The following is a 23,996-nucleotide window of genomic DNA, read 5'->3' on the forward strand; positions in this document are numbered from 1 at the left end:
TTTCTTATGAAGATAAATACATTATTTGGCAAACTTGCAGGGAAATCCTCCCACTTTGTTTTAAGTAAATTGGGGCGCGGATCGACCTTACCCGGAAAGCTTGCTCTAAAATTTGACAACGACATTTTAAATACACTAGCTCGTGATTACGAAGTGGTGGTGATTACAGGGACAAACGGTAAAACTCTGACCACTGCTCTTACAGTTGGAATCCTCAAGGAGGCTTTTGGCGAGGTTGTGACCAATCCCAGCGGAGCCAATATGATTAGTGGAATTGCGACAACTTTCTTGACTGCAAAAAAAGGGAAATCTGGCAAAAATATCGCTGTGCTGGAAATTGATGAAGCTAGCCTCTCCCACATCTGTGATTATATCAGACCGAGCCTTTTCGTCTTTACCAATATTTTCCGTGACCAGATGGACCGCTATGGTGAGATCTACACGACCTACCAGATGATTCTGGATGCAGCGGCCAAGATACCTGAAGCTACTGTACTGATGAATGGTGATAGCCCACTCTTTAACTCGGTCAGCTTGAAAAATCCTGTCCGCTACTATGGATTTGACACCAAAAAAGGGCAAGCTGAGTTAGCTCATTATAATACCGAGGGCATCCTCTGTCCCACGTGTCAGCATATTTTAAAATACAAGCTCAATACTTATGCCAATCTAGGCGATTATATTTGCGAGCACTGCGATTTTAAACGTCCTGAATTAGACTACAAACTGACCCAATTGACTAGCCTCCAACACAACAGTTCAGAATTTGTCATTGACGGTCAAAGTTACCACATCAACATTGGTGGTCTTTACAATATCTACAACGCTTTAGCTGCAGTTTCTGTTGCTCAGTTCTTTGGAGTCGAATCGGCTACTATCAAGGCTGGTTTTGACAAAAGTAGAGCCGTTTTCGGACGTCAGGAAACTTTCAAGATTGGCGACAAAGAATGCACGCTAGTTCTGATTAAAAATCCCGTTGGAGCTACGCAAGCTCTAGAAATGATCAAGCTTGCTCCTTATTCATTCAGTTTGTCAGTTCTCCTCAACGCCAACTACGCAGACGGCATTGATACTAGCTGGATTTGGGACGCTGATTTTGAGAAAATTTTAGACATGGATATCTCGCATATCATTGCTGGTGGCGTTCGTCATTCTGAAATTGCTCGTCGCTTGCGAGTTACTGGTTATGATGCCAAGCGAATCAATGAAGTAGCTAATTTAAGTCAAGTCTTTGAAGAAATTAAACATCAGAAAACCAGACATGCCTATATCTTAGCAACCTACACCGCCATGTTAGAATTTCGTGAATTACTTGCTTCTCATCAGGTTGTCAGAAAGGAGATGAACTAATGGTTTATACATCCCTCACTTCTCCTGAAAATCGGGATTATACTTATTATTTAAAAATTGCCCATCTCTATGGTAATCTCATGAATACCTATGGTGATAATGGTAATATTCTCATGCTCAAATATGTAGCTGAAAAGCTAGGCGCTCGCGTTCAGATTGATATTGTATCACTTGAAGATGAGTTTGATAATGATTACTATGATTTGGCATTTTTCGGCGGAGGGCAAGATTACGAGCAGACCATTGTGGCACGAGACCTGCCAACAAAAAAAGAGAGCTTGGAAGAATTTATCAATCATGACGGCGTGGTATTAGCTATCTGTGGTGGCTTTCAGCTTCTAGGGCAATATTACATCGAAGCTTCTGGTCGGCGGATTGAGGGACTTGGAATTATGGGACATTATACTCTCAATCAAAAAAATAACCGCTACATCGGCGACATTAAGATTCATAACGAAGAATTCAATGAGACCTACTACGGCTTTGAAAATCACCAAGGACGGACGTTTCTATCTGAAGACGAAAAACCACTAGGTAAAATTATTTATGGGAATGGAAACAACAAGGAAGATCAAAGTGAAGGCGTACACTACAAGAATGTCTTTGGCTCCTACTTCCACGGTCCCATCTTGTCCCGCAATGCGAACTTGGCCTACCGTCTAGTGACCACCGCTCTGAAAAACAAGTATGGCTCAGATGTTGAACTGGCCGCTTATGAAGATATCCTAGCCCAAGAAATCCCAGAAGAATACGGAGATATCAAGAGCAAGGCTGAGTTTGAATAGATAATAGGAGAATCACTATGAAAGAAAAATTGCACTATATTTTGCTTTTAATTACCATTCTATTGGTTGCCAGTATTTCCTTGGCCAATATGCAGAGTGTCAATGTTAGCTTTATCCTATTTAGCTTCAAACTGCCCTTAATCATCTTGATTTTGGTCTCAGTGCTCCTAGGCTCTGTCACGACCTTTCTCATCAGCATGCTGAAAAACTTCTCACTGAAAAAAGAGCTTAAGAAAACCAAAGAAGCACTTAAAAATTCCCATACAGAAAACTAGGCTGGAATCACTCCAGCCTAGTTTTTTTGTATTCTCTTTTGACAGATATAGGAAAGAAAAGCCAGTCCAATTACCCCCAGACCAATCAGAAGAAAGGAAAGGGTGTGGACACTCGGCAGAAGCGCCATCAGAAAAGTCGCAGGAGGCATGAAAAGAATTGCCAGTGTGTAGATAGTTGAGAAAACGCGGCCAGCCGCTCTTTCAAAACTACCTTCCCGCCCCTTGTTCGGATTTTATTTTCGGATGAGACTGATTTCATCAAAATCTTATCGACTGAAAATCAGAAAAGGCAAATTCTGCTAAAAGAACTCGTCAGAAAATAGAAAGTTCGGGTTTTGCTCTCAGACCAACCGTCTGAAAATCTGACAGAGTCATTTTGCTCCAAAATAGCTTCTTAGAAAATCTGATGGGCTGACTTTTCTTTAAAAGAACTTAGATTACATGAAAAATGCTTTCTTTTCCTCTAAAAAATCTCAGAACACATGTAAAAGTTCGTCTCTTGCTCTCAGGGAAAAAATCTTTCATGAAGAATCTTCCTTTTTGCCACAAAATCAGAAATTCCACATGTAAAAATTCGGGTTTTGCCCTTTTGGGACTGATTTCACATGTGAAATTAAGTATTTCGAGCTCTGGGAAACTCATTTCCAAAGGAAACTAGGCATTCTTGCACAGGTTCTTTTTCCTTCTCACACCTTCTCCGCCAGTTCTTCCCATTCTAGCATGGCTTCTTCTTGGGCGGCTGTCAGCTGGTCGATTTGCTGCTGGCTCTCCATGAGTTCGCCAGCGTCATTGGTTGCCTGCATGGCTTCCTGAAGCTGACTGATCTGGCTGTCCAAGTCCTCGATTTGCGCTTCCAGTTGTTCTAGGTGACGGGCCAGCCGGCGCTGTTCTTTCTGGTTTTCCTTTTGAAGCTGATAGTCATTGGCAGGCGCTGGCTTGTCAGGACTAGTCTGCTCCGTCTCTTCACGCAAGGCTTCCTGTTCTGCCTTTTTCTCCAGATAGTAGTCATAATCACCCAGATAAAGTGTGGAGCCTGTCTCAGAAAGTTCGATGATCTGGGTGGCCACGCGATTGATAAAGTAACGGTCGTGGCTGACAAAGAGCAGGGTGCCGTCAAAGTCTATCAGGGCATTTTCCAGCACTTCCTTGCTGTCAATGTCCAGGTGGTTGGTCGGCTCGTCTAGGATGAGGAAGTTGTTGTTTTCCATTGACAACTTGGCTAAGAGTAGCCGCGCCCGCTCTCCACCCGATAGCATGCCGACCGACTTCTTGACATCATCACCCGAGAAGAGGAAAGCGCCTAAGCGATTGCGAATCTCGACCTCTGGCGTCAGCTTGAAGTCATTCCACAGCTCATCAAGAACTGTATTGCTGGCAGTCAGTTTGCTCTGGGTCTGGTCATAGTAGCCCACTTCCACATTAGCCCCCAGCTGCTCCTTGCCTCTGATGAAGGGCACTTGACCGATTAGTGATTTAATCAAGGTCGTCTTTCCAATCCCATTTGGTCCGACAATAGCTACCGCATTAAACTTGCGAATGTCGAGGTTAATCGGCTCCGACAGGACTTCCTCTCCATAGCCAATAGCTGCGTCTTCCAAGGTCAGCACAACATTGCCCGAAACCTTATCAGATCTGAAAGTCATATTGGCCGAGCGGCTGCCAGTCTCCGGCCTGTCCAAACGCTCCATCTTTTCCAGCTGTTTGCGGCGGGACTGAGCCCTCTTGGTAGTGGAGGCTCGGACTAGATTGCGATTGACAAAGTCCTCTAGCGCAGCAATTTCTTTCTGTTGCTTTTCGTAATTCTTAGCTTCAGTGGCTAACTTCTGCTCCTTTTGGACCACGAAGCTAGAGTAATTTCCCACATAGCGATCCAAGGAATGCTTGGTCAAATCCAGCGTGATGGTCGCAACCTTGTCTAGGAAATAGCGGTCGTGGCTGACGATGATCAGGGCACCGCTGTAGTTAATCAAGTAAGTCTCCAGCCAGGCAATGGTCTCGATATCCAAGTGGTTGGTCGGCTCGTCCAGCACTAGCAGTTCTGGCTTCTCCAAAAGCATTTTGGCCAGAGCCAGACGGGTGTTCTGCCCGCCTGACAGCTCAGAAATCTTCATCTGCCACATGGACTGGTCAAACTTGAAGCCATTCAAAATAGCTCGAATATCGGCCTCGTAGGTAAAACCACCTTTCTGGCGAAAGTCCTCTGACAGCTGATCGTACTGAGTCATGAGAGCAGTCAGCTCTTCTCCTACCAATTCTCCCATTTGCAGCTCCATCTGCCGCAACCTCTTCTCCTGCTGACGCAGGGCATCAAAGACCAGCAGCATCTCGTCGTAGATAGTATTCTCCGACTCAAAGCGGCTGTCCTGAGCTAGATAGGACAGGGAAAGATCTCGTTTTTTATTAATCTGACCAGAAGTAGGCTCTTCCTCGCCCACCAAAATCTTGAGCAGGGTTGACTTCCCAGCTCCATTTTTACCAACGAGGGCAATCCGATCACCCTCATCCACCTGCAGGTTAATATTGTTAAAAAGAAGCTCCCCTGCAAAAGAGCGTTCAATCTTATTTGCTTGTAAAATAATCATAAACCTATTATAGCAAATTCATGGCTCAACTACCATTCTAGAAAGTAAAAATGCGGTCAAGATAAGCCGCATTTCATCTAAAAGTATGTAAAATTTCTTGATTTTGCATCACAAGGTAAACACCTAATAGAACAATCAAAACAAAAAGTACTAATTTGATGATTCCTTTTACAAAACGAATCACCCAAAGGAGCATCATAGAACCAATCAACCACATAACAGCTGAATGATTGAAAAAGCCTTGAACTGCCTGACTGTTTTCGCCAAAAAAACTTTGGATAGGAGCTGGAATATGTTCTCGCCATGCAGCTGTCACTCCAATACGATTTGCAATATCAGAGCCACTTTTCCATAACCATGCAAAAATACTAGAATTAAAGAGAAACAAAAAAACTTGCTCTGGGAAATATCTAATGACTTTAAATATATTTTTTAACATTTTATGATTGATACAACTCCTTTACTGTTTGAACGTCCACTGCTTGAATACTATAAAATGAACCAGAGGATTGCATGACAGATTTTTCTTCATTGTGTTCCAATCCAATCGCATGCCCCAATTCATGTTCTGCTGTGTTTACGATTCGCTCATAAGAGTAGCCATATTGACTGTTTAATAGATAATAACGATTTAGTCGAACAGTTACATTTGTAAAACGCTTGGTCAGCAAATTGGTTTTGGATTCTGCTTCGCCTGCCGCACTGACAGTGCTATTATTCATCTCTGTAGCTACAATATTGGCTTGATTTTTATCATTTACAATCTGGAAAGTAAAGGCACCCGTTTGATTCCAAGCACGAATAGCTTCCTGATAAGCTGAGCGAAATGTTTCGTCTTGTGTCTCTATATAAACCGTAGTGCTTGCCTTATCCCACCGAACACCAGAGGCTTGATGAACATGATCGTCCGATAACCGCTTGGTTAGGTCTTTCACATTTTGCCTGACACCTAGCTGACTATCTTGTCCACTTACGTATCGATAAATTTGGTTCACATCTTGCTGAAGCCCTGTCGCAAAATTGCTTTTAGAAGGACTCACGATATACAATATTCCTACAAAAATAAGTGCTGTCGATGCAACTGTGTAAACCAATCGCCAGAGCAATCGAAATAACCTTGAAATCAATCGAAACAAAAATCTCATACTCTCCTCCTAATCTAAAAGATAAAAAGTAAGTATAATGAGATTCACTTAAAAAATTCTTAAAATAAACGGTTGTAAAAGAAATGACAAATCTCTAAAAATCATTCCCTGTCAGATATAAGAACCAAAGATACCACCACACACTTAGGATAGGCGTTCCTCTACTTCAAAACCAATTGGCAACCATTTAAGAAATTCTTCTAACTGCTTTTCCCAATAATACCACTCGTGTTTCCCTGGAGCATGATGATACGTAATATCTAAACCACACTCGCGTAATTTTTTGACGGCTATTTCATTTGCTTGATAGAGAAAATCTTGCTCTCCACACCAAGTATAGAATTTAGTTCTTTTATCTGACTTCTTTGCCATCGTTGTTAAGAAATGCTGCTCAACACCAGCTGCTTTCAAATCACCAAACACACCTTGCCAATAGCTGAGGTTCCCACCAGGTAATTCTTCCATATCTATATCATCAAGGCCTATCCCGATTGCCCCAGAAAATGACCCCGCATAAGAGAATCGATCCGTCATCAAAGCAATTTTATAAGCCCCGTAACCTCCCATAGATAAGCCAGCAATAAATGTTTTTTCACGTTTCCGGCTCATATTTGGAAAGAACCGTTGCATGATTTCAGGTAATTCTTTTGCTAATGCATCGTAATAGTTCAAACCATAAGCAGTATTAGTGTACCAGGCAAGATCTGTTGACGGCATAATGACAATTAAATTTGTATGGCGCAATAAACGCTCAATATTGGTCCGCTTTCGCCACGAATTTTCATTGCCGCCCATTCCATGCAAAAGGTAAAGAACGGGAATATCAGTGTCTGTCACCTGATTAGGAGCTACTGCATCTGCATCAGGATAGATGACATTGACACGACGCTCCATTTCTAGTACTGTTGAGTGATACTCTATTTCAAAAAATGCCATTTTATCTCCTTTTCCTATAAATGTAAGAAAGGGGCTGGAACATGTGTCCTGACCCCATTATTTTTTGCTATATAAAATGTACTAATTTAGCCAGCTTAACGTACTTCCATTACAACGGGTAAAATGGCTGGACGACGTTTGGTTTGCTCAAAGAGGTATTTCGCAAGACTGTCACGTACAGCCCCCTTCAATTCACCCCAGTCAAAATTATCTTTCGCAAGGTAATCTTCAACTGTATTATTGATTAAATCAGCACTTTCACGTAAAATATCACGACTTTTCTTGACATAAACAAATCCACGCGTGTGAACTTTTGCTTTTGAAATAATCTTCTTGTCACGACGGTTCACTGTAATAGCTACGATAAAGATACCATCTTCAGACAGAACTTTGCGGTCACGAAGAACGATATTCCCTACATCACCAATCGCATTTCCGTCAATCATGACATCGCCAGCAGGGACTGCACCAGCAAGCAAGAAATCTCCTTTTTCATATTCCATAATGCTACCGCGTTTTGGAATAAAAATGTTTTCTGGCAGCATTCCAACAGCCATTGCAGCTTTAGCATGCGCTGCTAATTCACGATATTCTCCTTGAATTGGGAACAAGAATTTTGGTTGCAAGAGATTTAACATCAGTTGCAAATCGCGCTCATTTCCATGACCAGACACCCGCAAATCTTGCGTAATCAATTTAACAACACCACCAGCTTGATAAATCATATTTTCTACGCGCGCTACCAAGGCCTCTTTTGCGATAGACGGTGTTGTAACAATGTAAATCAAATCACCTTCTTTGATTTCTACATAGCGGTGACGACCAATAGACATTTTGCGCAAGCCATTGATAGGCTCACCCATTCGACCAGTTTCCAAAATGATCAATTCATGATCTTCAAATTTAGCCATTTCTTTAGGTTTAATCAGCAAACGCTCATCTACAAGCGATAATTTCTTCAAGCGAATAGCCGTCCGAACGATATTTTCAATGTCAAACCCAGTCAGCACAACACGACGACCTGTCTTAGCAGCGGCTTCAAAAACCTGTTGAATACGCGAGAGATTACTTGCAACTGCTGCAACTATGACGCGTCCATTCCAATCACCAATCGTATCGGTGATTTCTTTGCCGACTTCACTTTCACTTGCCACTTGAATACTACTATCTGCATTTGCAGAATCACTAAGAAGAGCTAGAACACCTTCTCGACCAATTTCTGCTAAACGCGCAAAATCTGTTGCATAAGACTGACTAGCCGTTTGGTCAAACTTAAAATCACCCGTATAAACAATATTTCCTTCAGACGTTTTTAAGACAATCCCTAGACTCTCTGGAATGGAGTGCGTTGTTTTAAAGAAAGATACAATGGTACCTCCAAAGTCAATCTCTGTATCTTCATCAATCACATGAAAATCATTGAATTTTTTAACCGTATCATTTCCTTTGACAAATAGCTTAGCCAGTTCAATCGTTAATTCCGATCCAAACACAGGTACCTTTGTTTCCGCCAACAAATAAGGCAGAGCACCAATCGCATCTGCATGTCCGTGTGTCAAAAAGACCCCTGCAATGCGGTCCTTATTTTCAAATAAATAGTCCATATTTGGAATGACAAAGTCCACACCAAGCTGTTCATTTTCCGGATACTTTAGTCCGACATCAAGGATAAAAATAGATTCATCCACTTCAGCGATGTAAAGATTTTTTCCATTTTCACGTACACCGCCCAAAGCAATCAATTTAATATTGCTCATTGATTCTCCTTTTCATATTTTTCTTACTAACGGCCCTTGGCTTCCCAAGTCGAATTACAGTTTTGCAAATATTTTGCATATTTTATTTATTATACTACTTTTCATGATTTTTTTCAAAGAGGAGAGCATACAAAAAAGCTCCTAGTTACTGTATTTCTACAGAAAGCTAGGAGCCGTCTCTATTTGCTAATAAGTGATAGATAGACTTTCAGAAAATAACTTTCTGAAAAGAGATTCTTATGATGATTCCATCGTTATTTTATTAAAGAATGATTTTCTTGTCCACAATATATCAAAAACAAGTTTATTCATCTAAAACAATAGTGGTTTTTTACCAAAGCGTGAAAATCATTAAAAAGCTTTTATCGACTACATCAAATAATATTCTTCTTTATTCTTTCACTGCGTTCTCGATACGCGATGCAGTTCTACAAACCACTACATGCTATCTTCAGAAATATTATCAAATACCTCCAATTAAGAAAAACAATTAGCAAATAGAAACTAATACATCATAAACGATTTAAAATATGAACGTTCTGATACCCATTGGAATCAGTCCTTTCTTATCTTTCTTTAATTATATTGTACACCTTCTTTTTTAAAAAAGCAAGCGTTTACATTAAGATTTTTAAAATATTTTTCACAAATGAAAAGAGGTAGAAATATAATTCCAACCTCTTTTTCAAAGTGAATTTTATGCCCGAACCGTGACACTTGTTCCGTCCTCTTTGTAAAGATTTATCAGCCCCTCCTTACGACTACGTACCATGTCTCCTGGATAAACTGGATGTGGCAAGGAAATCGTCAATAGTTCCATCGGATTAGGAGCTCGATCAATTTTATTTCCATCTGAATCGTGTAAATCTGTAATTACTGCATCAAAATGCCGGAAACCAGGACCATAAAATTCGACTAGGTCACCCTCGTTGATGACATTTCGTTGTCGAATAGTCGCTGTTTGTGTGGTAGGGTCATAAGCCACTACTTCTGCTACAAATTTATATTGCGGAATTTTACGACGTGCTCCAAAAAGCTGTTCATTTTCAGTTGGCGTATGATAATAAAATCCTGTCGCCAATTCACGCTGCGCCACTTTCCACATCTCATCGACCAAGTCTTGCTTGATTGCTTCAAACTTTTCTGGACTTTCAAGATAAGCATCAACTGCAGCTTTATAACAATTTGAAACAGTGGATACATAGTGAATAGACTTCATACGCCCTTCAATTTTCAGACTATCCACACCATTTTTAATCATATCAGGAATATGATCAATCATGGACATATCGACAGCCGACATGGAAAATTCTTCTGGAATTTCACCTTTTAAACTCTTGCGCTCTTGTCCAAACGGCATATCATACAAATCATATTTCCAACGGCAAGACTGAGAACAGCCCCCACGATTGGCGTCGCGCATGCTCATGTGATTTGACAAGGTACAACGTCCTGAGTAAGAAATGCACATAGCTCCATGAACAAAAGCTTCAATCTCAACATCAGTATGCTTGCGGATTTCTGCTAATTCTTCCATGGAAACTTCACGTGCCAAAACCACACGCGTTAAACCTAAATCTTTCCAAAATTCTAGCGTTTCATAGTTTGTCGCGCTAGCTTGTGTTGACAAATGCACTTCCAAACCTGGCGCTTCTGTGCAAGCAATGGCAATCAAAGCTGGGTCTGACACGATAACGGCAGAAATTCCAATATCACGTAAAGTACGGAACCATTCTCCAGCTCCTTCTTCATTTCCTTCATGTGTTACCATGTTCGCAGCTACATAGACTTTAGCGCCATGCTCGCGAGCAAATTGAACGCCCTCTTCCATTTCTTCAAATGTAAAGTTTCCTGCACGACTACGCAAACCATAAGCTTGTCCGCCAATATAAACAGCATCCGCTCCATAACGAATGGCAACTTTCAGTTTTTCCAACGTTCCAGCAGGCGCCAGAACTTCTGGTCTTTTCAAAGTTTTTGTCATATTCTCTCTTTTCTAAATTCTAGTACTTAACTTTTTCATTTTATAGTAAAAAGGGCTTGAAATCAAGCTAAAGATGATAGATTGTGAAAGATAAACAAGCAATCACAACTCGCAACCACCTGTCTTCTTTATTTCACCTGATCTGGATCATACTCATAAAATCCTGTATCTAGAAAACGATTCTCGGGATGCAATTGATGAACTTGCTCATCTAATAGGAAAGCCTGATCATGTGTCAATTGATTGGTTTCAATCAATTCACGCGCTTGCACAAAGAGTTTGGCAATTTCAACAAAATTGCGTCCCGGTGTATAAATCCCTTCAAGCTTCCAATGTGTGAAGCCATATTCTACCAATTCTCCAAGTTTCGTCATCATATCCAAATCATTATTCGCAAAAATATGTGTCCCATGATTGTCCTCAAAAATAGAATAATGGCTATTCGGATCACTCGGCTCTGCCAAGAATAAGTCACGCTCACGACTCTTTTCGTCATCAATATGAGTGAAATTGTAATAATTCTGCAAAAGCGGTCGCTTAGAATGATGAATGACGCTAGCACCATAGACTAGTATCTCAACAGGAATTTCTAACACTTCCTGCATTTTAAACAATTCTGCCGATGGAATTTCCCGTGCTAAAACCGCCTCAGAAGCGCCTGCTTTCTGTCCCCAGAAGTTCACCTGACGACTGCTGGCAACCATAGTCGAGGCATCATAAATCGTCTTAAACGGATAACCGTCACGTTTTACCACATAAAACACACCAGCATCTCCCACAGTAATATAATCTGCCTGAATATCCACTAAAAAATCAAGAAAAGACTTGATATGATTCATCATTTCCTGATGCATTAACGCATTGACAGCTACTGTCAGCTTTTTACCAGCTTTATGAACCAAATCTGCAATCCGGCGTAATTCCTCATAAGAAAAAGCATGGGGTAGACGAAGTCCATACTCTTTTTCACCAACATATATGCGATCTATACCTACTTCTAAAAGCTCTTTTACTTGTTCAATACTCTCAGCAGTTGCTGTAATGATTATCTTTTCCATGTTAAAATTATACCACATTTTTGATTTCACTTCTATTTTTTAAATTGAAAAGCATTTTTAGCCGTTTTGTAATCGTTATGTAATATTTATCTAATTAAAATCATGGTAAAATAAGAGAGTACTGTAAGGAGAGAGAACATGACCGCAAGAAAATATCAGTCCTATCAAGAGGACTACACTTATCTAGAACAAGAACAATATCCCCTTTATCAAGATTATATTCCTGAAGCAAAAACGAATCCAAACCTGAAAGAATTGTTGTTTTTCGTGAATATTGCGACATTCTGTATCTTGACAGCTTTGTTTAGTTTTTTGTTTTTGTCAATTAAAGTAAATACATTTCTAGCCTTTACTTTAGCAATCGCTGTTAGCTTAGTGTGTATCAAAGTGCAGCAAACATTTATTCGTCGAAAAAGAAATAAATAGTTTTGGGATTGAAGTGCCTGCTTTTTCAAAGGCACTGTTTTTATTGTGATGCAAATCGATTCAGTTAAACAGATAAAAAAATTGAGGTATTAATCCTCAATTTTTTTATCTTCGTTTTCCATTTCTGTTTCCTCAGTTTCTGTCAAATCAATGACAATGTCCTCAGGAGAATCTTCTTTTTCTGCTGATTCTGGAGCAGTTTTTTTTAATTCTTCTGGTGAAATCCCTTCTGGTGCCATTTTTTCTCGCCATTCTTGAAATTTCTCTTGTGAAAATTCAACTACTTGTGTCGTCGCTTCTTTAACAGAGCCAAGAATTGTTTCACCTGTAATCTCTCCACTCTCGACCTTTTCTTTAGCTTGATTGACTGCTTCTACAGCCTGATTAGAGAAATGATTGGCTTTTTGTACTACTTGATCTTTAACATTCTCTGGATTTTCTTTGACTTCATTCATGAAATCTGAAACCTTAGCCGTCACTTCTTTTCCTTTTTTACTAGTGAGAAATACTGCTGCAGCTGCTCCAGAGAGTGTTCCTAAAAGGATTGATGAAAATTTACCCATAATAAACCTTCTTTCTTATTTTTTAAATAGTTTTGTAATCATCCGTAAGGCCGATAAAGTTGCGCCAGCTTTTACACTATTTTTACCTGCTGTAGCAGCTTTTTTACTCAAATGACGAGCAGAATCATTTAAATCTGAAACTGACTCTGACAAATCTGCAACTGCAGTGAAAAGTGGATCAATTGTTGTCATTTTCCCGTTAATATCATCTGCTAAAACATTCACTTTGGTTAACAATTCATTTGTCTGATAGAGTGTCACATTGACATCCGTTGTCAATACCTGAATTGTTTTTTCTGTTTCATCAACGACAGTTGAGATTTTCCTGACTAAGAAAATCGTGTAAACAATCAAAGCAATCAAAGCAAGGGCCACTAAACTATAAGCAATTTCAAGCATCTTTTTCTCCTAACTTTTTAATAATAAGGGGTATCTGCTTTTTTTCTTTGGTAAATGATAAGAATAATTCCTGCGACCACTAGAACAGCAGACAACCATTGTGACACACGCAAGCCCGCAAACATGAGACTATCTGTTCGCATGCCTTCAATCACCATGCGACCTATTCCATACCAAATAAGATAAAATCCAGTCATTTCTCCACGTTTGAGGAAATTTTTCTTTCTTCTCGCAACCATCACTAAAGCAAATCCTAACAAATTCCAAACCGACTCATAAAGGAAAGTTGGTTGCCGATAATGCCCATCAATATACATTTGGTTGCGAATAAAACTTGGCAAGTAATCCAAACGTTTAACAATCGCTCCGTAAGCCTCTTGGTTGAAGAAATTGCCCCATCGCCCAAGACTTTGAGCAATCATTACACCTGGAACAGCAATATCTAAAAAGTCTAGTGTGTTAATGAATTTTTGTTGGGAGAAGAAATATAAGACAATCGCTCCAGTAATTAAACCACCATAAATAGCAATTCCCCCGTGCCAAATAGCAAAAATCTCAGCAGGATTTTTAGCATAATAGTTCCAGTCAAAAATGACATAGTAAATGCGAGCCCCAACGATCGACAGAGGAAATGCAACAAGAATAAAATCAAGAATGTCATCTGGAATAATCTTTTTCCTTGGTGCTTCTTTCATAGCTAGATAGACAGCTAAAATCAAACCTGTCACAATACAAATCGCATACCAACGAATACTAAAAGGCCCTATCTTAAATGCAATTGGATTAATCATGAGCCACCTCATTTTTACTAATAAGATTGGTTAAGCGTTCCTCAAATGTCTTCGTTGCATCAAAGCCCATTTCTTTTGCGCGGTAATTCATCGCTGCCGATTCAATCACTACCGAAATATTGCGACCCGTTTTCACAGGAATGCGGATTCTTGGAATAGCCACACCTGATACTTCAAACTCCTCACCATTGTTTCCCAAGCGGTCAAATGTTTTATTGACATCATAATTTTCCAGATAAACAGCCAACTGAACCTGTGATGAATCTTTTACAGCACTTGCCCCATAAAGGCTCATAACATCAATAATCCCAACGCCACGAATCTCAAGTAAATGGCGCAAAATTTCAGCTGGCTCACCCCAGAGAGTCATTTCATCTTTCGCGTAGATATCCACACGGTCATCTGCGACTAAACGATGCCCGCGTTTAACTAGCTCCAGTCCAGTTTCGCTTTTTCCAATTCCACTATCACCTTGTATCAGAACACCCATGCCATAAATATCCATTAGAACGCCATGAATACTGGTTCGTTCAGCCAAACGTGAATCTAGATAGCTAGAAATTTCACCTGATAAACGACTCGTCGGTGTGCGGCTGCTGAGAACAACAATTTTATTTTCCTTTGCAGCCTGCAACATCTCATCAGGTACTTTCAGATCACGCGCCACAATCATAACAGTGTCTCGTTCAAACATTTTCCGTAAAACCTGATAGCGATTGTGAGAGGTCATCTTCATCAAGTAAGACCATTCTTTCATTCCCATTAGCTGGATACGTTCTGGTGTGTAATAGTCAAAATAACCTGTCATTTCAAGTCCAGGACGAGAAATATCAGATGTTGTAATCTCTTTTTCCAACATTTTCTCATCACCATAAACCACATTTAATCTGACTTTTTTTAATAGATCTTTGATCCTTACAGCCATATTTTTCCCCTTTGATAATTTCTTTATCTATTATAGCAAATTTTCAGACTAAAAGAGAGTTTCATCTTTGATTTTGCAAAGAAAATGGATTCAAACATCTGTAGTACCCATCAATCCTCTGACTGAATCATTTGTTCTACAATTTGTTTTTGATTTTGAAATACAGGATACCGATCCATAAAATATCGAAGCTCACTAGACTTCAACCAAATGTGACCATCCGTTTCACTCTCTTGATACCTCACCGTTTTCTCTGCCACGATGGCCTCATAAAAATCAAAATGACAGCGATCGTTAGATGACGTCACTTTCTCAATCAGTTGTAGTTCTCTAGGAATTAGACCAGTTTCTTCCCACAATTCACGATAGGCTGCGGTCATGCTATCTTCACCAGCCAGCACACTTCCCCCTGCACCAAACTCATAATAATTAGGATGAATTTCTTTTTTTGGACTGCGGTGCATTAAGAGAAATTCCCCATCTATATGACGAACAAAGACATTGACACAAAGATGGTACTTCCCTTCCGGAATCTCTTCTCCTCTGAGCAATTTATATCCAACTTTTTCCCGATACTCATCATAAGCATCCCAATATTCCATCTCTTCTCCTTCAAAAATAAGAGAGTCCATTTCCTGAACCCCTTTTTACATATATAAACAAAGTCTCGTTCTATTATAGTCACCAAAACCAACCATCTTCTTCTTTGATAGCTTCTGCTTCTTTGCGCTTACGAGGTCCTGTTCCATACATTTCTTCTTCCACATCTTCCTTGTAAGGCATCACAGCGGCTAAGATAATATAGATGATAATCCCTAAGCCAAAGTTAAAGATAGTAAATAAAACGAATAAAAAGCGAACGAGACCAACATCCAAACCAAATTTGTCAGACAAACCAGCTAAGACTCCTGATATAGCGCTATTTCGGCGTAATTTATAGAATTGTGTTTTCATAATCATTCAGCCTCTTTCATTGATACTAGAATTAGTGTAGCATATTTTAACCACCATGCCATCCGTCCTTAGGCGGATTTCTGATTATTTCTCCAAAATAGTCATTAAGACTGCAACTGTCTGACAAAAATGAGTTTTCCTTGGCAACTGCCACAGCAATACTGAGCAGTATTGATCCGTCTTTTTCTATGGTACTGTGCATGACAATGCAGACATTGGTAAATAAGAATTTTTGCAGTTGGTTGTCTTGATAAAGTTGGTGCGTAGCGCAAACCGTTCACAGCTTTCAATAATTGCTTAAAATCTCGATCCTTATGTCGATAGCCTTTCTTTTCAAAATAAAGATGATAGTGACAAAGTTCATGACGAACAATTTTTCGGAAGGTTTCTAAGCCAAACTGTTCATAGATTTTAGGGTTAAAATCGAGATGACCGTCTTTTGGAAAAAAGCGTCCGCCCGTTGAGAGGAGACGCTTGTTCCAATCAGCTTCATGATGAAATTCCTTGCCAAAATCTTCCAAAGAAACTTGTCTAACATAGTTAGTTAGATTCATGTGGCGATACCAAGGAAAGATTGACCTTTTCTCTTTCTATATCCAATTTATCTACCCAAACGGTTACCAAGTCACCGACAGAGACAACTTGACTTGGATGTTTGACATAGCTGTTGCTGAGCTTCGAAATATGAATCAAGCCATCTTCATGAATACCAATATCCACAAAAGCACCAAAATCAACGACATTACGTACAACACCTTCTAATTTTTGTCCAATTTGTAAATCTCTTATATCAAGAACATCTTGACGAAGAACTGGTGCATCAAACGAATCACGTAAATCTCGACCTGGCTTGAGTAAGTCTGCAATGATGTCTTTAAGTGTTGCTTCCCCTATTCCCAAGTCGGTAACTACCTTGGCTACATCCAATGACTGTAATTTTTCCTGACCATCTTGATTCAAGTCTTTAATTGCTAGCATTTGGAATAATTTCTCAACAGCTGGATAACTCTCTGGGTGAACACTTGTATTGTCTAAAATATTGTCACTTTCGGGAATCCGTAAGAAACCTGCTGCCTGTTCAAATGCTTTAGCACCCAAGCGAGGCACTTTTTTAATATCTTCACGCGAATGAATCATACCTTCTTCTTCACGATATTTGACAATATTTTCAGAAATCGTTTTGTTCAATCCTGCTACATGAGAGAGAAGAGAGGGACTTGCAGTATTGATATTAACGCCAACCTGATTGACAACGGTATCTACAACAAAATCCAAGCTTTCAGATAATTTCTTCTGACTAACATCATGCTGGTATTGCCCAACACCGATTGATTTTGGATCAATTTTAACCAACTCTGCAAGCGGATCCTGCAAACGCCGGGCAATCGAGATAGCCGAACGTTTTTCAACGGTCAAATCTGGGAACTCGTGCCGCGCCAATTCGCTAGCTGAATAAACAGATGCACCACTTTCATTTACAATAACATAGCTGACATTGGGATGAGTTTTCAGCACTTCAGCAACAAATGCTTCACTTTCTCGACTGGCTGTTCCATTTCCAATAGCGATAATTTCAACGCCAAATTGTTCAATCAAGTCTGACAGTTCTCGCTTAGAAGCTTCAATTTGTGCTGCTTTTGCTGGCGGAACAGGATAGATAACCTGAGTTGTCAGCATTTTTCCAGTTGCATCTACGACTGCTAGCTTAGCTCCTGTCCGGAAAGCTGGGTCAAAACCGAGTACTACGCGCCCTTTGAGTGGCGCAATCAAGAGCAGATGACGAAGATTGTCTGAAAATAGCTGAATAGCACCGTCTTCCGCTGTTTCAGTTAATTCTGTTCGAATTCGACGTTCCATAGCTGGAATGATTTTCTTTTTCACTGCTTGCTGGATTGCTTCATGAATGTAGTTATTTTTAATCTTAAACCGCAATTCAAAAAAGCGGATGATTTTTTCTACATTATGTTCAAAACCAACTTTAAGAACACCTAGCTTTTCACCCCGATTCAAAGCTAAGGTCCGATAACCTTGCATATCCGCAATTTTTTCAGAAAAATCATAATAAATTTGAAATACTTGCTTTTCGTCCAAATTTGCATCTTTCAAAGTTGAAACAATGCTTGAATTTTTCAGTATTTCATGATAGGTCCATGCACGCAGTTGGGCATCTTCCGAAATGGCTTCCACCAAAATATCTACAGCTCCAGATAGAGCCGCTTCTGCCGTTGGAAATGCTTCACTAGTTAAACCAATGGCTTCTTCTTGAAGATTGCTAATATTTTGTAATATAAGCCGCGCCAAGGGGAAAAGTCCTGCTGCACGCGCAATCGTAGCCTTTGTCCGACGTTTTTCTTTGTAAGGAAGATAAAGTTCTTCCACATCAGCCAACTTTTCAGCTGCTTCAATAGCTGCACGTAATTTATCCGTCAGCTTTCCTTGCTCCTCGATCTTAGCTAACACTGCTTCTTTACGTTCTTTGAGATTTGTCAGGCTTTTATCCAAATCAAGAATTGCCTTGATCTCCACCTCATCCAAATTCCCCGTCATCTCTTTCCGATAACGAGCAATAAAAGGAATGGTATTGCCTTCAGCTGTCAATTCAAGAACTTTTTCAACTTGTTTTTGACTAACATTTAAACTTTGTGCGATTTCAATAATATTTGTTTCCATAAAAAATATTATATCATACCTCTTCCAGTCGTCCAAATCCAATTACTACTTCATTCTTGGTTTATGGCTATTTTACTTTATCAAAAATTTTCTATTTTTAAATTGTATGACACCTAATATTCATAAAACATATAGCAATTTGTATAAATGACATATGTGATATTTTAAAACAAGACTTTTGAAAAGTTAGTGATTATACTTCTCCATATTTGTTTAAAAGTCCCAATTTTTATTTTAATAATTCAACCAAATAATCTTGCTTAAGCATCTCAAGGTTAAAAACATTAGGAACGTGAGCAAAAGCTTCCGCTAATGGTAAATGAGCAGTTTTCCACCCTTGTCCATCGGTAACCCAGATGAAGGTTACATCATCATCAGAAGTTTCGACAAACTGGCTTAGTTCAGTGAACTCTCCAGCTACCGCCTTTAGTTTACTGCCACCTCCACCATAATAATTTGTTTCAATCAACCAGCATTTTTTCTTTTCAGAAGAAAACACTGCTACATCAAAACGTCTTTCAGATTTATCAACTGGAACGACAATCCTCCAATTTTCCTTAATGAAAGCTGGTGTTGCTTGAGCTTTGTACTCTAAACCATATGTTTGGCACACCTTCGCAACATTCCTCTCAAGGATTCCTTCCATAGTTGTTCCACTCCTATTTTTACGAGCATTACTATCTAAACCTGACTCTACTCCATAAACATAATCTACCAAAGAACGATTTGCATGATTTTGAAGAAAATCTAACAAACCAGATTGTTCAATAAAATCAAGATACTCTACCAATCTATTAGTATCAATCTTTTTAAAATTTAATCGTTCAAAAGACATATTATCGTCGTTATCCATAACGAGAATATCTAAAATTTTATCACGACTGGCAATCAAACTAGGTACAGCCTTTAACAAATCAGGCTGTTTTTGAAAAAGTTCTAAAGCAACGTTGTAAATGTCTTCTTTACCAATTAGGTAATTCAACGTGTTCAGTTCCAATTCAAACTTTTTTGTTTCACGACTAACCTTCTCCCAGTTAACATAGTATTCTGGAGTGCGATTGGTTACTGAAAGAGTATTCAAAAAGTGATTTAAACGTTCTTTAGGTGAAGAGGTAATATATTCTTGAAAATTCATTATCTTATCCTTTAGCTTCTAATATAATCCGAAAAAATTCATATCATACTCATCAAGCATAATTTTAATACCGTCACCTCTTAACATTTCAAATGTATCTTTATATCTTTGCTTGCCAAAAAAACTACTATTCCCTACAAATATAAATTGAACTGCATAAGGTTCGTCACCTTCAATACCGTCTAGCAAACGTTGGTAAAGGCGTCTTTTATTTCCAAAACCCAATAACTTTTCATCAACGCTCCCTTCACTTTCTTGCCATTTTTTCTCGACAATATATACAGTGTGATTCTCAAAATTAACGAATACTTCATCAGGTTTCCACTGTTTAGAATTTGTATTCTTGATATTTATTTCATTTAAAAAATCATAGAATCGAAGCTGAGGCATAATCTTACCCACAAGCTTATCCATACCTTTCCTATAAACTTCAAAACCTTTTGTTATTTTTTTATCATTAAAATTAATTTCTTTAACTTCATAATTTGGAAGTGAATCAACCAATTCAGAAAAATCTGTATCTCTTTCAAATTTTAATCCATTTATAATTGTTTGAGAACCCCCACCGCTTTTATTATGTTTTCTGGTCATAAATTTCTTTCTCCAATCTTCTTTTAGCGATTTTTAAATAATCTTCTTCTGCATCAATCCCTATAAATCTACGTCCCAATCGCTTAGCAACCACACCAGATGTTCCACTACCTACAAATGGATCTAAGATATAATCGCCCTCTTTGGTACTTGCTAAAATAATCCGTTCTAAGAGATATTCTGGTTTCTGTGTCGGATGCTTTCCTGCCCATTTTTCAGCTTTTTTGGTTAGAGATCCTGTCCAGACATCCTTCATCTGTTTACCACCGTTGATTTCTTTCATCAGATTATAATTATAATAATGTTTAGCTTTTTTATCATCCTTACGTGCCCACAAGATCGTCTCTGTAGAATGAGTAAAATAGCGACAAGATAAATTCGGTGCTGGATTTGTTTTTTGCCAAGTAATGTTGTTAAGAATTTTAAATCCTTCTTGTTCCAAAGCCATACCAACGGAATAAATATTGTGTAGACTTCCCGAAATCCAAATCGTTCCATTGGGTTTTAAAACTTCTTTTGCTAATTTTATCCATTGTCGATTAAATTCATGCTTTTCTTTCAAGGAAGAAATCTTATCCCAGTCACCTTTGTCAACTGAAACAATCTGCCCACCAGAATTAGAAAAACCACCATTACTTAAAAAATATGGAGGATCTGCAAAGATCATATCCATGCTTTCTGGCTTCATTTTTTGTAAAAAATCAAAGGTATCTGCATGAACCAGAATAGTTTTGTCTTTATGATAGTATGGTTTTGTCATCAAAACACCCCCATACTTGTATTCGCAATTAGTCATAATTTGTTACTATGATTTCTGAAATTTTTCCACGACTCGAACTTTTTGCACCATTAGTCCGCTGCACTTCGACAAAGTGGACGTTAAAATCTTGATAAAGTTCTTCCACCAAAGGACTGGAAGAATTTGACAACATAACATAAACTCCTCTATCAGTTAATTCCTTAAAGGTATCCCTCAAACGAACTTGTTCTTCATAAGAAAAACCTTCATGAGTATAAGAAGTAAATGAACTCGTTTCATTTAGAGGAATATAAGGGGGATCAAAATAGACAAAATCTCCTGTTTGGGCTCCTGCAACTGCATCAGCAAAGTCTGTTTGCAAAATCTCTATATCATTTTCATTCAAATAACCGCTAATTTGGTGAATTAAATCCACATCTACTATTTTTGGATTTTTATAGCGACCATAAGGAACGTTAAATTGATTTTTTGAATTAACTCGATACAAGCCATTAAAATCAACCCGAAGCATATAGAGAATTCTCGCTGCTCGTTCTACATCTGTCATACTGGCAAGCCGACCATCTCGATCGGCTGCCCGCAATTCCAAATAATAATCCTTACTATTATTTTCTTTATGCCCCAACAGTAAATCAATCAAGTCAACTGGCTTATCCTTTATCTGACGGTAAGCATTGATTAGCTCCTCATTAAAATCATTGATAACCGCTTGCTCAGGAGCCAAATCAAAAAATAAAGCGCCACCACCAACAAAAGGCTCAAAATAGCGATTATAGTTCCCAGGCATGTAACTCCTCAGCTCTCCCAAAAGTTGGCGTTTCCCCCCAGTCCACTTGGTAAAAGGCTGGAGATTATAATATCTTAATTTTACATCAGTATCTGAAGACATGTTTTTTTCCTTATACACATATTCTCTTCATTATACCACATTCCAAGCCTTATTACACAAACGGATAATGATTCTCGTGACTTTATTTCACCATAATCTTCAAAATGATAGTATAATAGTAAAAAAGAAAAAGGAGGCTGCTATGGCTATTAAATTTACGCGTTCAGATGATTTAGACAAAATGTTCGAAGAATTTGCAACGTTACCTAAAATTGAAAAAGTAGAATTTCCTGATGAAAAAGAAAAAAAGATGAAAAAAGAGCAAAAGGCTAAAAAGTCATGAACTTTTTCCATCAACTGCCGCCTAGTGTGCTGCAAGCCGGTGCGATTTTCCTCTCCATTATTATTGAAGCACTGCCTTTTGTGCTGATTGGGAGCATTATTTCAGGTTTTATAGAGGTTTATATCACACCAGACAAAGTTTATCGCTATCTGCCTAAAAATAAATGGGGTCGGATTTTCTTTGGTACGTTTATTGGCTTTATTTTCCCCTCTTGCGAATGCGGAATTGTCCCTATTATCAATCGCTTTTTGGAAAAGAAAGTACCGAGTTACACGGCTGTGCCTTTTATGGTGACAGCACCTGTTATCAATCCTATTGTTCTTTTTGCGACCTATTCTGCTTTCGGGAATTCCTTTAAGATGGCTTTGCTCAGAGCGCTTGGTTCTATTATTGTAGCAATTGTTCTAGGAATTTTCTTTGGCTTTCTCAATACTGCAAATATTCAAAAAGAAAATCGAGTTATTCGGCATGAGCATGACTTTTCTCATTTGAATCAAGCGCAGAAAGTATTTCAAGTGTTTGTGCAATCTATTGACGAATTTTTCGATACAGGTCGTTACTTAGTCTTTGGCTGTCTCTTTGCCAGTATCGTTCAAGTCTATGTGCCTACACGCATTCTGACTTCCATTAGTGCAACACCACTTATGGCTATTCTATTATTGATGGTGCTTGCATTTCTTCTCTCACTTTGCAGTGAAGCAGATGCCTTTATTGGTAGTTCGCTCATTTCTAGTTTTGGCTTAGCACCAGTTCTCGCTTTCCTCGTCATTGGACCAATGCTAGATGTGAAAAATATCCTCATGATGAAAAATTACCTCAAAGGACGATTCATCTGGCAATTTATTGGAATTGTTAGTTTAGTTGTCGTCATTTATTCTTGGCTTGTGGGGGTAGTGCTATGATTCGTTTTCTAATTTTAGCTGGTTATTTTGAAATTACCATGTATTTGCAACTTTCTGGCAAGCTCAATCAATACATCAATATGCATTTTTCTTATTTGGCATATATTTCAATGGTTCTTTCTTTCGTGCTAGCCATTGTCCAGCTCATTGTCTGGATGAAAAAAATGAAAGTACACAGCCATCTGACGAGTCGTTCGGCAAAATTTGCTAGTATTGCTTTTCTCATCGTACCGTTGCTGGTGGCTCTCTTCTTTCCAACAGTCAGTTTAGACTCTACGACCGTTTCTGCTAAAGGTTACCATTTCCCGTTAGCTGACGGTAGTTCAAAAAACATTCAAGCTGATGAAGGCACTACCAATCAGTATCTAAAACCTGATACCAGCACTTATTTCACTAAAAGTGCTTATGAGAAAGAAATGCGAGCAGCCGCCAAAAAATATCTGAAAAAAGATACCATCTCTGTTACGAATGAAAATTATATGGAGGTCATGGAAGTTCTTTATGATTATCCAGATGAATTTGCTGGAAAACGACTAGAATTTACCGGTTTCGTCTATAATGATCCAAGTGATGCTAAAAGTCAATTTTTGTTCCGCTTTGGCATTATTCATTGTATCGCCGATTCGGGGGTTTATGGACTTCTGACAACTGGAAATACTGAGCATTTCGAAAATAACACCTGGATAAGAGCGAGTGGGAAAATTACGATTCGCTACCACAAACAGCTAGGCCAAAGTTTACCAATGCTTGAAGTAGATAGTTTCAAGAAAGTTGAAAAACCTAGCAATCCTTATGTCTATCGTGTCTTTTAACCCACATTGAATAAACAAAAGAAG

General features: G+C 38.8%; 26 protein-coding genes and 1 pseudogene. 7 read left to right on the forward strand and 20 right to left on the reverse strand.

The features are described from left to right. Nucleotides 1-6: 6 nt before the first annotated feature. From murT to H8787_RS06895, 3 genes are read left to right on the forward strand one after another with little or no spacing between them, the layout of a single operon-like run. Nucleotides 7-1,350, forward strand: coding sequence for a lipid II isoglutaminyl synthase subunit MurT (gene murT / locus H8787_RS06885; RefSeq protein ID WP_048800984.1), 1,344 nt, complete (start codon nucleotides 7-9; stop codon nucleotides 1,348-1,350). Continuing rightward, on the forward strand, nucleotides 1,350-2,135 hold the full coding sequence (gene gatD / locus H8787_RS06890; protein ID WP_187327744.1) for a lipid II isoglutaminyl synthase subunit GatD: 786 nt from the start codon (nucleotides 1,350-1,352) through the stop codon (nucleotides 2,133-2,135). The genes murT and gatD overlap by 1 nt, the downstream gene beginning before the upstream one ends. 17 nt (nucleotides 2,136-2,152) lie before the next feature. Beyond that, a complete protein-coding gene (locus H8787_RS06895) occupies nucleotides 2,153-2,410 on the forward strand; it encodes a LapA family protein (RefSeq protein WP_006267878.1) in 258 nt (85 codons plus the stop codon). A gap of 17 nt (nucleotides 2,411-2,427) precedes the next feature. Here the strand turns inward: H8787_RS06895 and H8787_RS10140 are convergent. The 8 genes and pseudogenes from H8787_RS10140 to H8787_RS06930 form a co-directional block, all read right to left on the reverse strand. After that, nucleotides 2,428-2,601 (reverse strand): annotated as a pseudogene (locus tag H8787_RS10140) (MFS transporter); the annotation flags it as partial. A 495-nt stretch (nucleotides 2,602-3,096) separates the two neighbouring features. Next, on the reverse strand, nucleotides 3,097-4,992 hold the full coding sequence (locus tag H8787_RS06900; protein WP_187327745.1) for an ABC-F family ATP-binding cassette domain-containing protein: 1,896 nt from the start codon (nucleotides 4,990-4,992) through the stop codon (nucleotides 3,097-3,099). 73 nt (nucleotides 4,993-5,065) lie between these two features. Next, nucleotides 5,066-5,431, reverse strand: coding sequence for a hypothetical protein (locus H8787_RS06905; RefSeq protein WP_048800988.1), 366 nt, complete (start codon nucleotides 5,429-5,431; stop codon nucleotides 5,066-5,068). A gap of 1 nt (nucleotide 5,432) precedes the next feature. Further along, nucleotides 5,433-6,137, reverse strand: coding sequence for a matrixin family metalloprotease (locus H8787_RS06910; RefSeq protein ID WP_187327746.1), 705 nt, complete (start codon nucleotides 6,135-6,137; stop codon nucleotides 5,433-5,435). A 144-nt stretch (nucleotides 6,138-6,281) separates the two neighbouring features. Then, nucleotides 6,282-7,073, reverse strand: a complete 792-nt coding sequence (locus H8787_RS06915) for an alpha/beta hydrolase (RefSeq protein ID WP_187327747.1) — start codon at nucleotides 7,071-7,073, stop codon at nucleotides 6,282-6,284. 95 nt (nucleotides 7,074-7,168) lie between these two features. After that, on the reverse strand, nucleotides 7,169-8,830 hold the full coding sequence (locus tag H8787_RS06920) for a ribonuclease J (protein WP_003068746.1): 1,662 nt from the start codon (nucleotides 8,828-8,830) through the stop codon (nucleotides 7,169-7,171). A gap of 697 nt (nucleotides 8,831-9,527) precedes the next feature. Further along, a complete protein-coding gene (locus H8787_RS06925) occupies nucleotides 9,528-10,814 on the reverse strand; it encodes a peptidase U32 family protein (RefSeq protein WP_006267751.1) in 1,287 nt (428 codons plus the stop codon). 128 nt (nucleotides 10,815-10,942) lie between these two features. Next, on the reverse strand, nucleotides 10,943-11,872 hold the full coding sequence (locus H8787_RS06930) for a peptidase U32 family protein (RefSeq protein ID WP_187328375.1): 930 nt from the start codon (nucleotides 11,870-11,872) through the stop codon (nucleotides 10,943-10,945). A gap of 138 nt (nucleotides 11,873-12,010) precedes the next feature. Between H8787_RS06930 and H8787_RS06935 the strand changes: the two genes are divergently transcribed. Continuing rightward, nucleotides 12,011-12,298 carry a DUF3270 domain-containing protein gene (locus tag H8787_RS06935; RefSeq protein WP_037596847.1) on the forward strand — a complete coding sequence of 96 codons (288 nt, stop codon included), beginning with the start codon at nucleotides 12,011-12,013 and terminating at the stop codon, nucleotides 12,296-12,298. Nucleotides 12,299-12,387: 89 nt separating this feature from the next. On the opposite strand, the gene H8787_RS06940 is transcribed toward H8787_RS06935, so the two are convergent. The 12 genes from H8787_RS06940 to H8787_RS06995 form a co-directional block, all read right to left on the reverse strand. Further along, a complete protein-coding gene (locus tag H8787_RS06940; RefSeq protein ID WP_006270707.1) occupies nucleotides 12,388-12,861 on the reverse strand; it encodes a YtxH domain-containing protein in 474 nt (157 codons plus the stop codon). Between the two features lie 15 nt (nucleotides 12,862-12,876). Next, complete coding sequence (locus H8787_RS06945; protein WP_003068734.1) at nucleotides 12,877-13,260, reverse strand: DUF948 domain-containing protein; 384 nt, start codon at nucleotides 13,258-13,260, stop codon at nucleotides 12,877-12,879. A 17-nt stretch (nucleotides 13,261-13,277) separates the two neighbouring features. Continuing rightward, a complete protein-coding gene (gene lgt, locus H8787_RS06950; RefSeq protein ID WP_039677197.1) occupies nucleotides 13,278-14,051 on the reverse strand; it encodes a prolipoprotein diacylglyceryl transferase in 774 nt (257 codons plus the stop codon). After that, nucleotides 14,044-14,976 carry an HPr(Ser) kinase/phosphatase gene (gene hprK / locus H8787_RS06955; protein ID WP_187327748.1) on the reverse strand — a complete coding sequence of 311 codons (933 nt, stop codon included), beginning with the start codon at nucleotides 14,974-14,976 and terminating at the stop codon, nucleotides 14,044-14,046. Before hprK ends, lgt begins: the two co-directional genes overlap by 8 nt. A 110-nt stretch (nucleotides 14,977-15,086) precedes the next feature. Further along, nucleotides 15,087-15,608, reverse strand: a complete 522-nt coding sequence (locus H8787_RS06960; protein ID WP_039677198.1) for an NUDIX hydrolase — start codon at nucleotides 15,606-15,608, stop codon at nucleotides 15,087-15,089. Nucleotides 15,609-15,657: 49 nt separating this feature from the next. Continuing rightward, entirely contained in the window at nucleotides 15,658-15,930 is a 273-nt protein-coding gene (locus H8787_RS06965; protein WP_003072339.1) for a PspC domain-containing protein, read from the reverse strand. A 104-nt stretch (nucleotides 15,931-16,034) separates the two neighbouring features. Further along, the gene (locus H8787_RS06970; RefSeq protein ID WP_070484549.1) at nucleotides 16,035-16,484 is read right to left on the reverse strand and encodes a SprT family protein; all 450 of its coding nucleotides are present in this window, start codon (nucleotides 16,482-16,484) and stop codon (nucleotides 16,035-16,037) included. Beyond that, complete coding sequence (locus H8787_RS06975; protein WP_187327749.1) at nucleotides 16,471-18,600, reverse strand: Tex family protein; 2,130 nt, start codon at nucleotides 18,598-18,600, stop codon at nucleotides 16,471-16,473. Before H8787_RS06975 ends, H8787_RS06970 begins: the two co-directional genes overlap by 14 nt. Nucleotides 18,601-18,829: 229 nt before the next feature. Then, nucleotides 18,830-19,735 (reverse strand): type II restriction endonuclease, encoded by a 906-nt coding sequence (locus H8787_RS06980; protein WP_187327750.1) that lies wholly within the window; start codon nucleotides 19,733-19,735, stop codon nucleotides 18,830-18,832. 18 nt (nucleotides 19,736-19,753) lie between these two features. Next, a complete protein-coding gene (locus H8787_RS06985) occupies nucleotides 19,754-20,326 on the reverse strand; it encodes a PD-(D/E)XK nuclease superfamily protein (protein ID WP_070669406.1) in 573 nt (190 codons plus the stop codon). Then, nucleotides 20,310-21,122, reverse strand: a complete 813-nt coding sequence (locus tag H8787_RS06990) for a DNA-methyltransferase (protein ID WP_187327751.1) — start codon at nucleotides 21,120-21,122, stop codon at nucleotides 20,310-20,312. Before H8787_RS06990 ends, H8787_RS06985 begins: the two co-directional genes overlap by 17 nt. After that, nucleotides 21,115-21,975 (reverse strand): DNA adenine methylase, encoded by an 861-nt coding sequence (locus H8787_RS06995; protein ID WP_119056383.1) that lies wholly within the window; start codon nucleotides 21,973-21,975, stop codon nucleotides 21,115-21,117. Before H8787_RS06995 ends, H8787_RS06990 begins: the two co-directional genes overlap by 8 nt. 142 nt (nucleotides 21,976-22,117) lie before the next feature. Between H8787_RS06995 and H8787_RS07000 the strand changes: the two genes are divergently transcribed. Genes H8787_RS07000 through H8787_RS07010 form a run of 3 tightly spaced genes read left to right on the forward strand, consistent with a single transcriptional unit; the run spans nucleotide 22,118 to nucleotide 23,972 of the window. Then, the gene (locus tag H8787_RS07000; protein WP_102989260.1) at nucleotides 22,118-22,258 is read left to right on the forward strand and encodes an SPJ_0845 family protein; all 141 of its coding nucleotides are present in this window, start codon (nucleotides 22,118-22,120) and stop codon (nucleotides 22,256-22,258) included. After that, nucleotides 22,255-23,160, forward strand: a complete 906-nt coding sequence (locus tag H8787_RS07005) for a permease (RefSeq protein WP_003068710.1) — start codon at nucleotides 22,255-22,257, stop codon at nucleotides 23,158-23,160. Before H8787_RS07000 ends, H8787_RS07005 begins: the two co-directional genes overlap by 4 nt. Then, on the forward strand, nucleotides 23,157-23,972 hold the full coding sequence (locus H8787_RS07010) for a TIGR03943 family putative permease subunit (protein WP_003068707.1): 816 nt from the start codon (nucleotides 23,157-23,159) through the stop codon (nucleotides 23,970-23,972). The genes H8787_RS07005 and H8787_RS07010 overlap by 4 nt, the downstream gene beginning before the upstream one ends. Nucleotides 23,973-23,996: the final 24 nt, after the last annotated feature.

It is taken from the genome of Streptococcus sp. NSJ-72 (assembly GCF_014334035.1).
Taxonomy (GTDB): Bacteria; Bacillota; Bacilli; order Lactobacillales; family Streptococcaceae; genus Streptococcus; species Streptococcus constellatus.

What these genes read in the sequence shown, in the direction of transcription:
- murT (WP_048800984.1), top strand. Translation starts at nt 7, where the DNA reads ATGAAGATAAATACATTATTTGGCAAACTTGCAGGGAAATCCTCCCAC.
- gatD (WP_187327744.1), top strand. Translation starts at nt 1,350, where the DNA reads ATGGTTTATACATCCCTCACTTCTCCTGAAAATCGGGATTATACTTAT.
- H8787_RS06895 (WP_006267878.1), top strand. Translation starts at nt 2,153, where the DNA reads ATGAAAGAAAAATTGCACTATATTTTGCTTTTAATTACCATTCTATTG.
- H8787_RS06900 (WP_187327745.1), bottom strand. Translation starts at nt 4,992, where the DNA reads ATGATTATTTTACAAGCAAATAAGATTGAACGCTCTTTTGCAGGGGAG.
- H8787_RS06905 (WP_048800988.1), bottom strand. Translation starts at nt 5,431, where the DNA reads ATGTTAAAAAATATATTTAAAGTCATTAGATATTTCCCAGAGCAAGTT.
- H8787_RS06910 (WP_187327746.1), bottom strand. Translation starts at nt 6,137, where the DNA reads ATGAGATTTTTGTTTCGATTGATTTCAAGGTTATTTCGATTGCTCTGG.
- H8787_RS06915 (WP_187327747.1), bottom strand. Translation starts at nt 7,073, where the DNA reads ATGGCATTTTTTGAAATAGAGTATCACTCAACAGTACTAGAAATGGAG.
- H8787_RS06920 (WP_003068746.1), bottom strand. Translation starts at nt 8,830, where the DNA reads ATGAGCAATATTAAATTGATTGCTTTGGGCGGTGTACGTGAAAATGGA.
- H8787_RS06925 (WP_006267751.1), bottom strand. Translation starts at nt 10,814, where the DNA reads ATGACAAAAACTTTGAAAAGACCAGAAGTTCTGGCGCCTGCTGGAACG.
- H8787_RS06930 (WP_187328375.1), bottom strand. Translation starts at nt 11,872, where the DNA reads ATGGAAAAGATAATCATTACAGCAACTGCTGAGAGTATTGAACAAGTA.
- H8787_RS06935 (WP_037596847.1), top strand. Translation starts at nt 12,011, where the DNA reads ATGACCGCAAGAAAATATCAGTCCTATCAAGAGGACTACACTTATCTA.
- H8787_RS06940 (WP_006270707.1), bottom strand. Translation starts at nt 12,861, where the DNA reads ATGGGTAAATTTTCATCAATCCTTTTAGGAACACTCTCTGGAGCAGCT.
- H8787_RS06945 (WP_003068734.1), bottom strand. Translation starts at nt 13,260, where the DNA reads ATGCTTGAAATTGCTTATAGTTTAGTGGCCCTTGCTTTGATTGCTTTG.
- lgt (WP_039677197.1), bottom strand. Translation starts at nt 14,051, where the DNA reads ATGATTAATCCAATTGCATTTAAGATAGGGCCTTTTAGTATTCGTTGG.
- hprK (WP_187327748.1), bottom strand. Translation starts at nt 14,976, where the DNA reads ATGGCTGTAAGGATCAAAGATCTATTAAAAAAAGTCAGATTAAATGTG.
- H8787_RS06960 (WP_039677198.1), bottom strand. Translation starts at nt 15,608, where the DNA reads ATGGACTCTCTTATTTTTGAAGGAGAAGAGATGGAATATTGGGATGCT.
- H8787_RS06965 (WP_003072339.1), bottom strand. Translation starts at nt 15,930, where the DNA reads ATGAAAACACAATTCTATAAATTACGCCGAAATAGCGCTATATCAGGA.
- H8787_RS06970 (WP_070484549.1), bottom strand. Translation starts at nt 16,484, where the DNA reads ATGAATCTAACTAACTATGTTAGACAAGTTTCTTTGGAAGATTTTGGC.
- H8787_RS06975 (WP_187327749.1), bottom strand. Translation starts at nt 18,600, where the DNA reads ATGGAAACAAATATTATTGAAATCGCACAAAGTTTAAATGTTAGTCAA.
- H8787_RS06980 (WP_187327750.1), bottom strand. Translation starts at nt 19,735, where the DNA reads ATGAATTTTCAAGAATATATTACCTCTTCACCTAAAGAACGTTTAAAT.
- H8787_RS06985 (WP_070669406.1), bottom strand. Translation starts at nt 20,326, where the DNA reads ATGACCAGAAAACATAATAAAAGCGGTGGGGGTTCTCAAACAATTATA.
- H8787_RS06990 (WP_187327751.1), bottom strand. Translation starts at nt 21,122, where the DNA reads ATGACTAATTGCGAATACAAGTATGGGGGTGTTTTGATGACAAAACCA.
- H8787_RS06995 (WP_119056383.1), bottom strand. Translation starts at nt 21,975, where the DNA reads ATGTCTTCAGATACTGATGTAAAATTAAGATATTATAATCTCCAGCCT.
- H8787_RS07000 (WP_102989260.1), top strand. Translation starts at nt 22,118, where the DNA reads ATGGCTATTAAATTTACGCGTTCAGATGATTTAGACAAAATGTTCGAA.
- H8787_RS07005 (WP_003068710.1), top strand. Translation starts at nt 22,255, where the DNA reads ATGAACTTTTTCCATCAACTGCCGCCTAGTGTGCTGCAAGCCGGTGCG.
- H8787_RS07010 (WP_003068707.1), top strand. Translation starts at nt 23,157, where the DNA reads ATGATTCGTTTTCTAATTTTAGCTGGTTATTTTGAAATTACCATGTAT.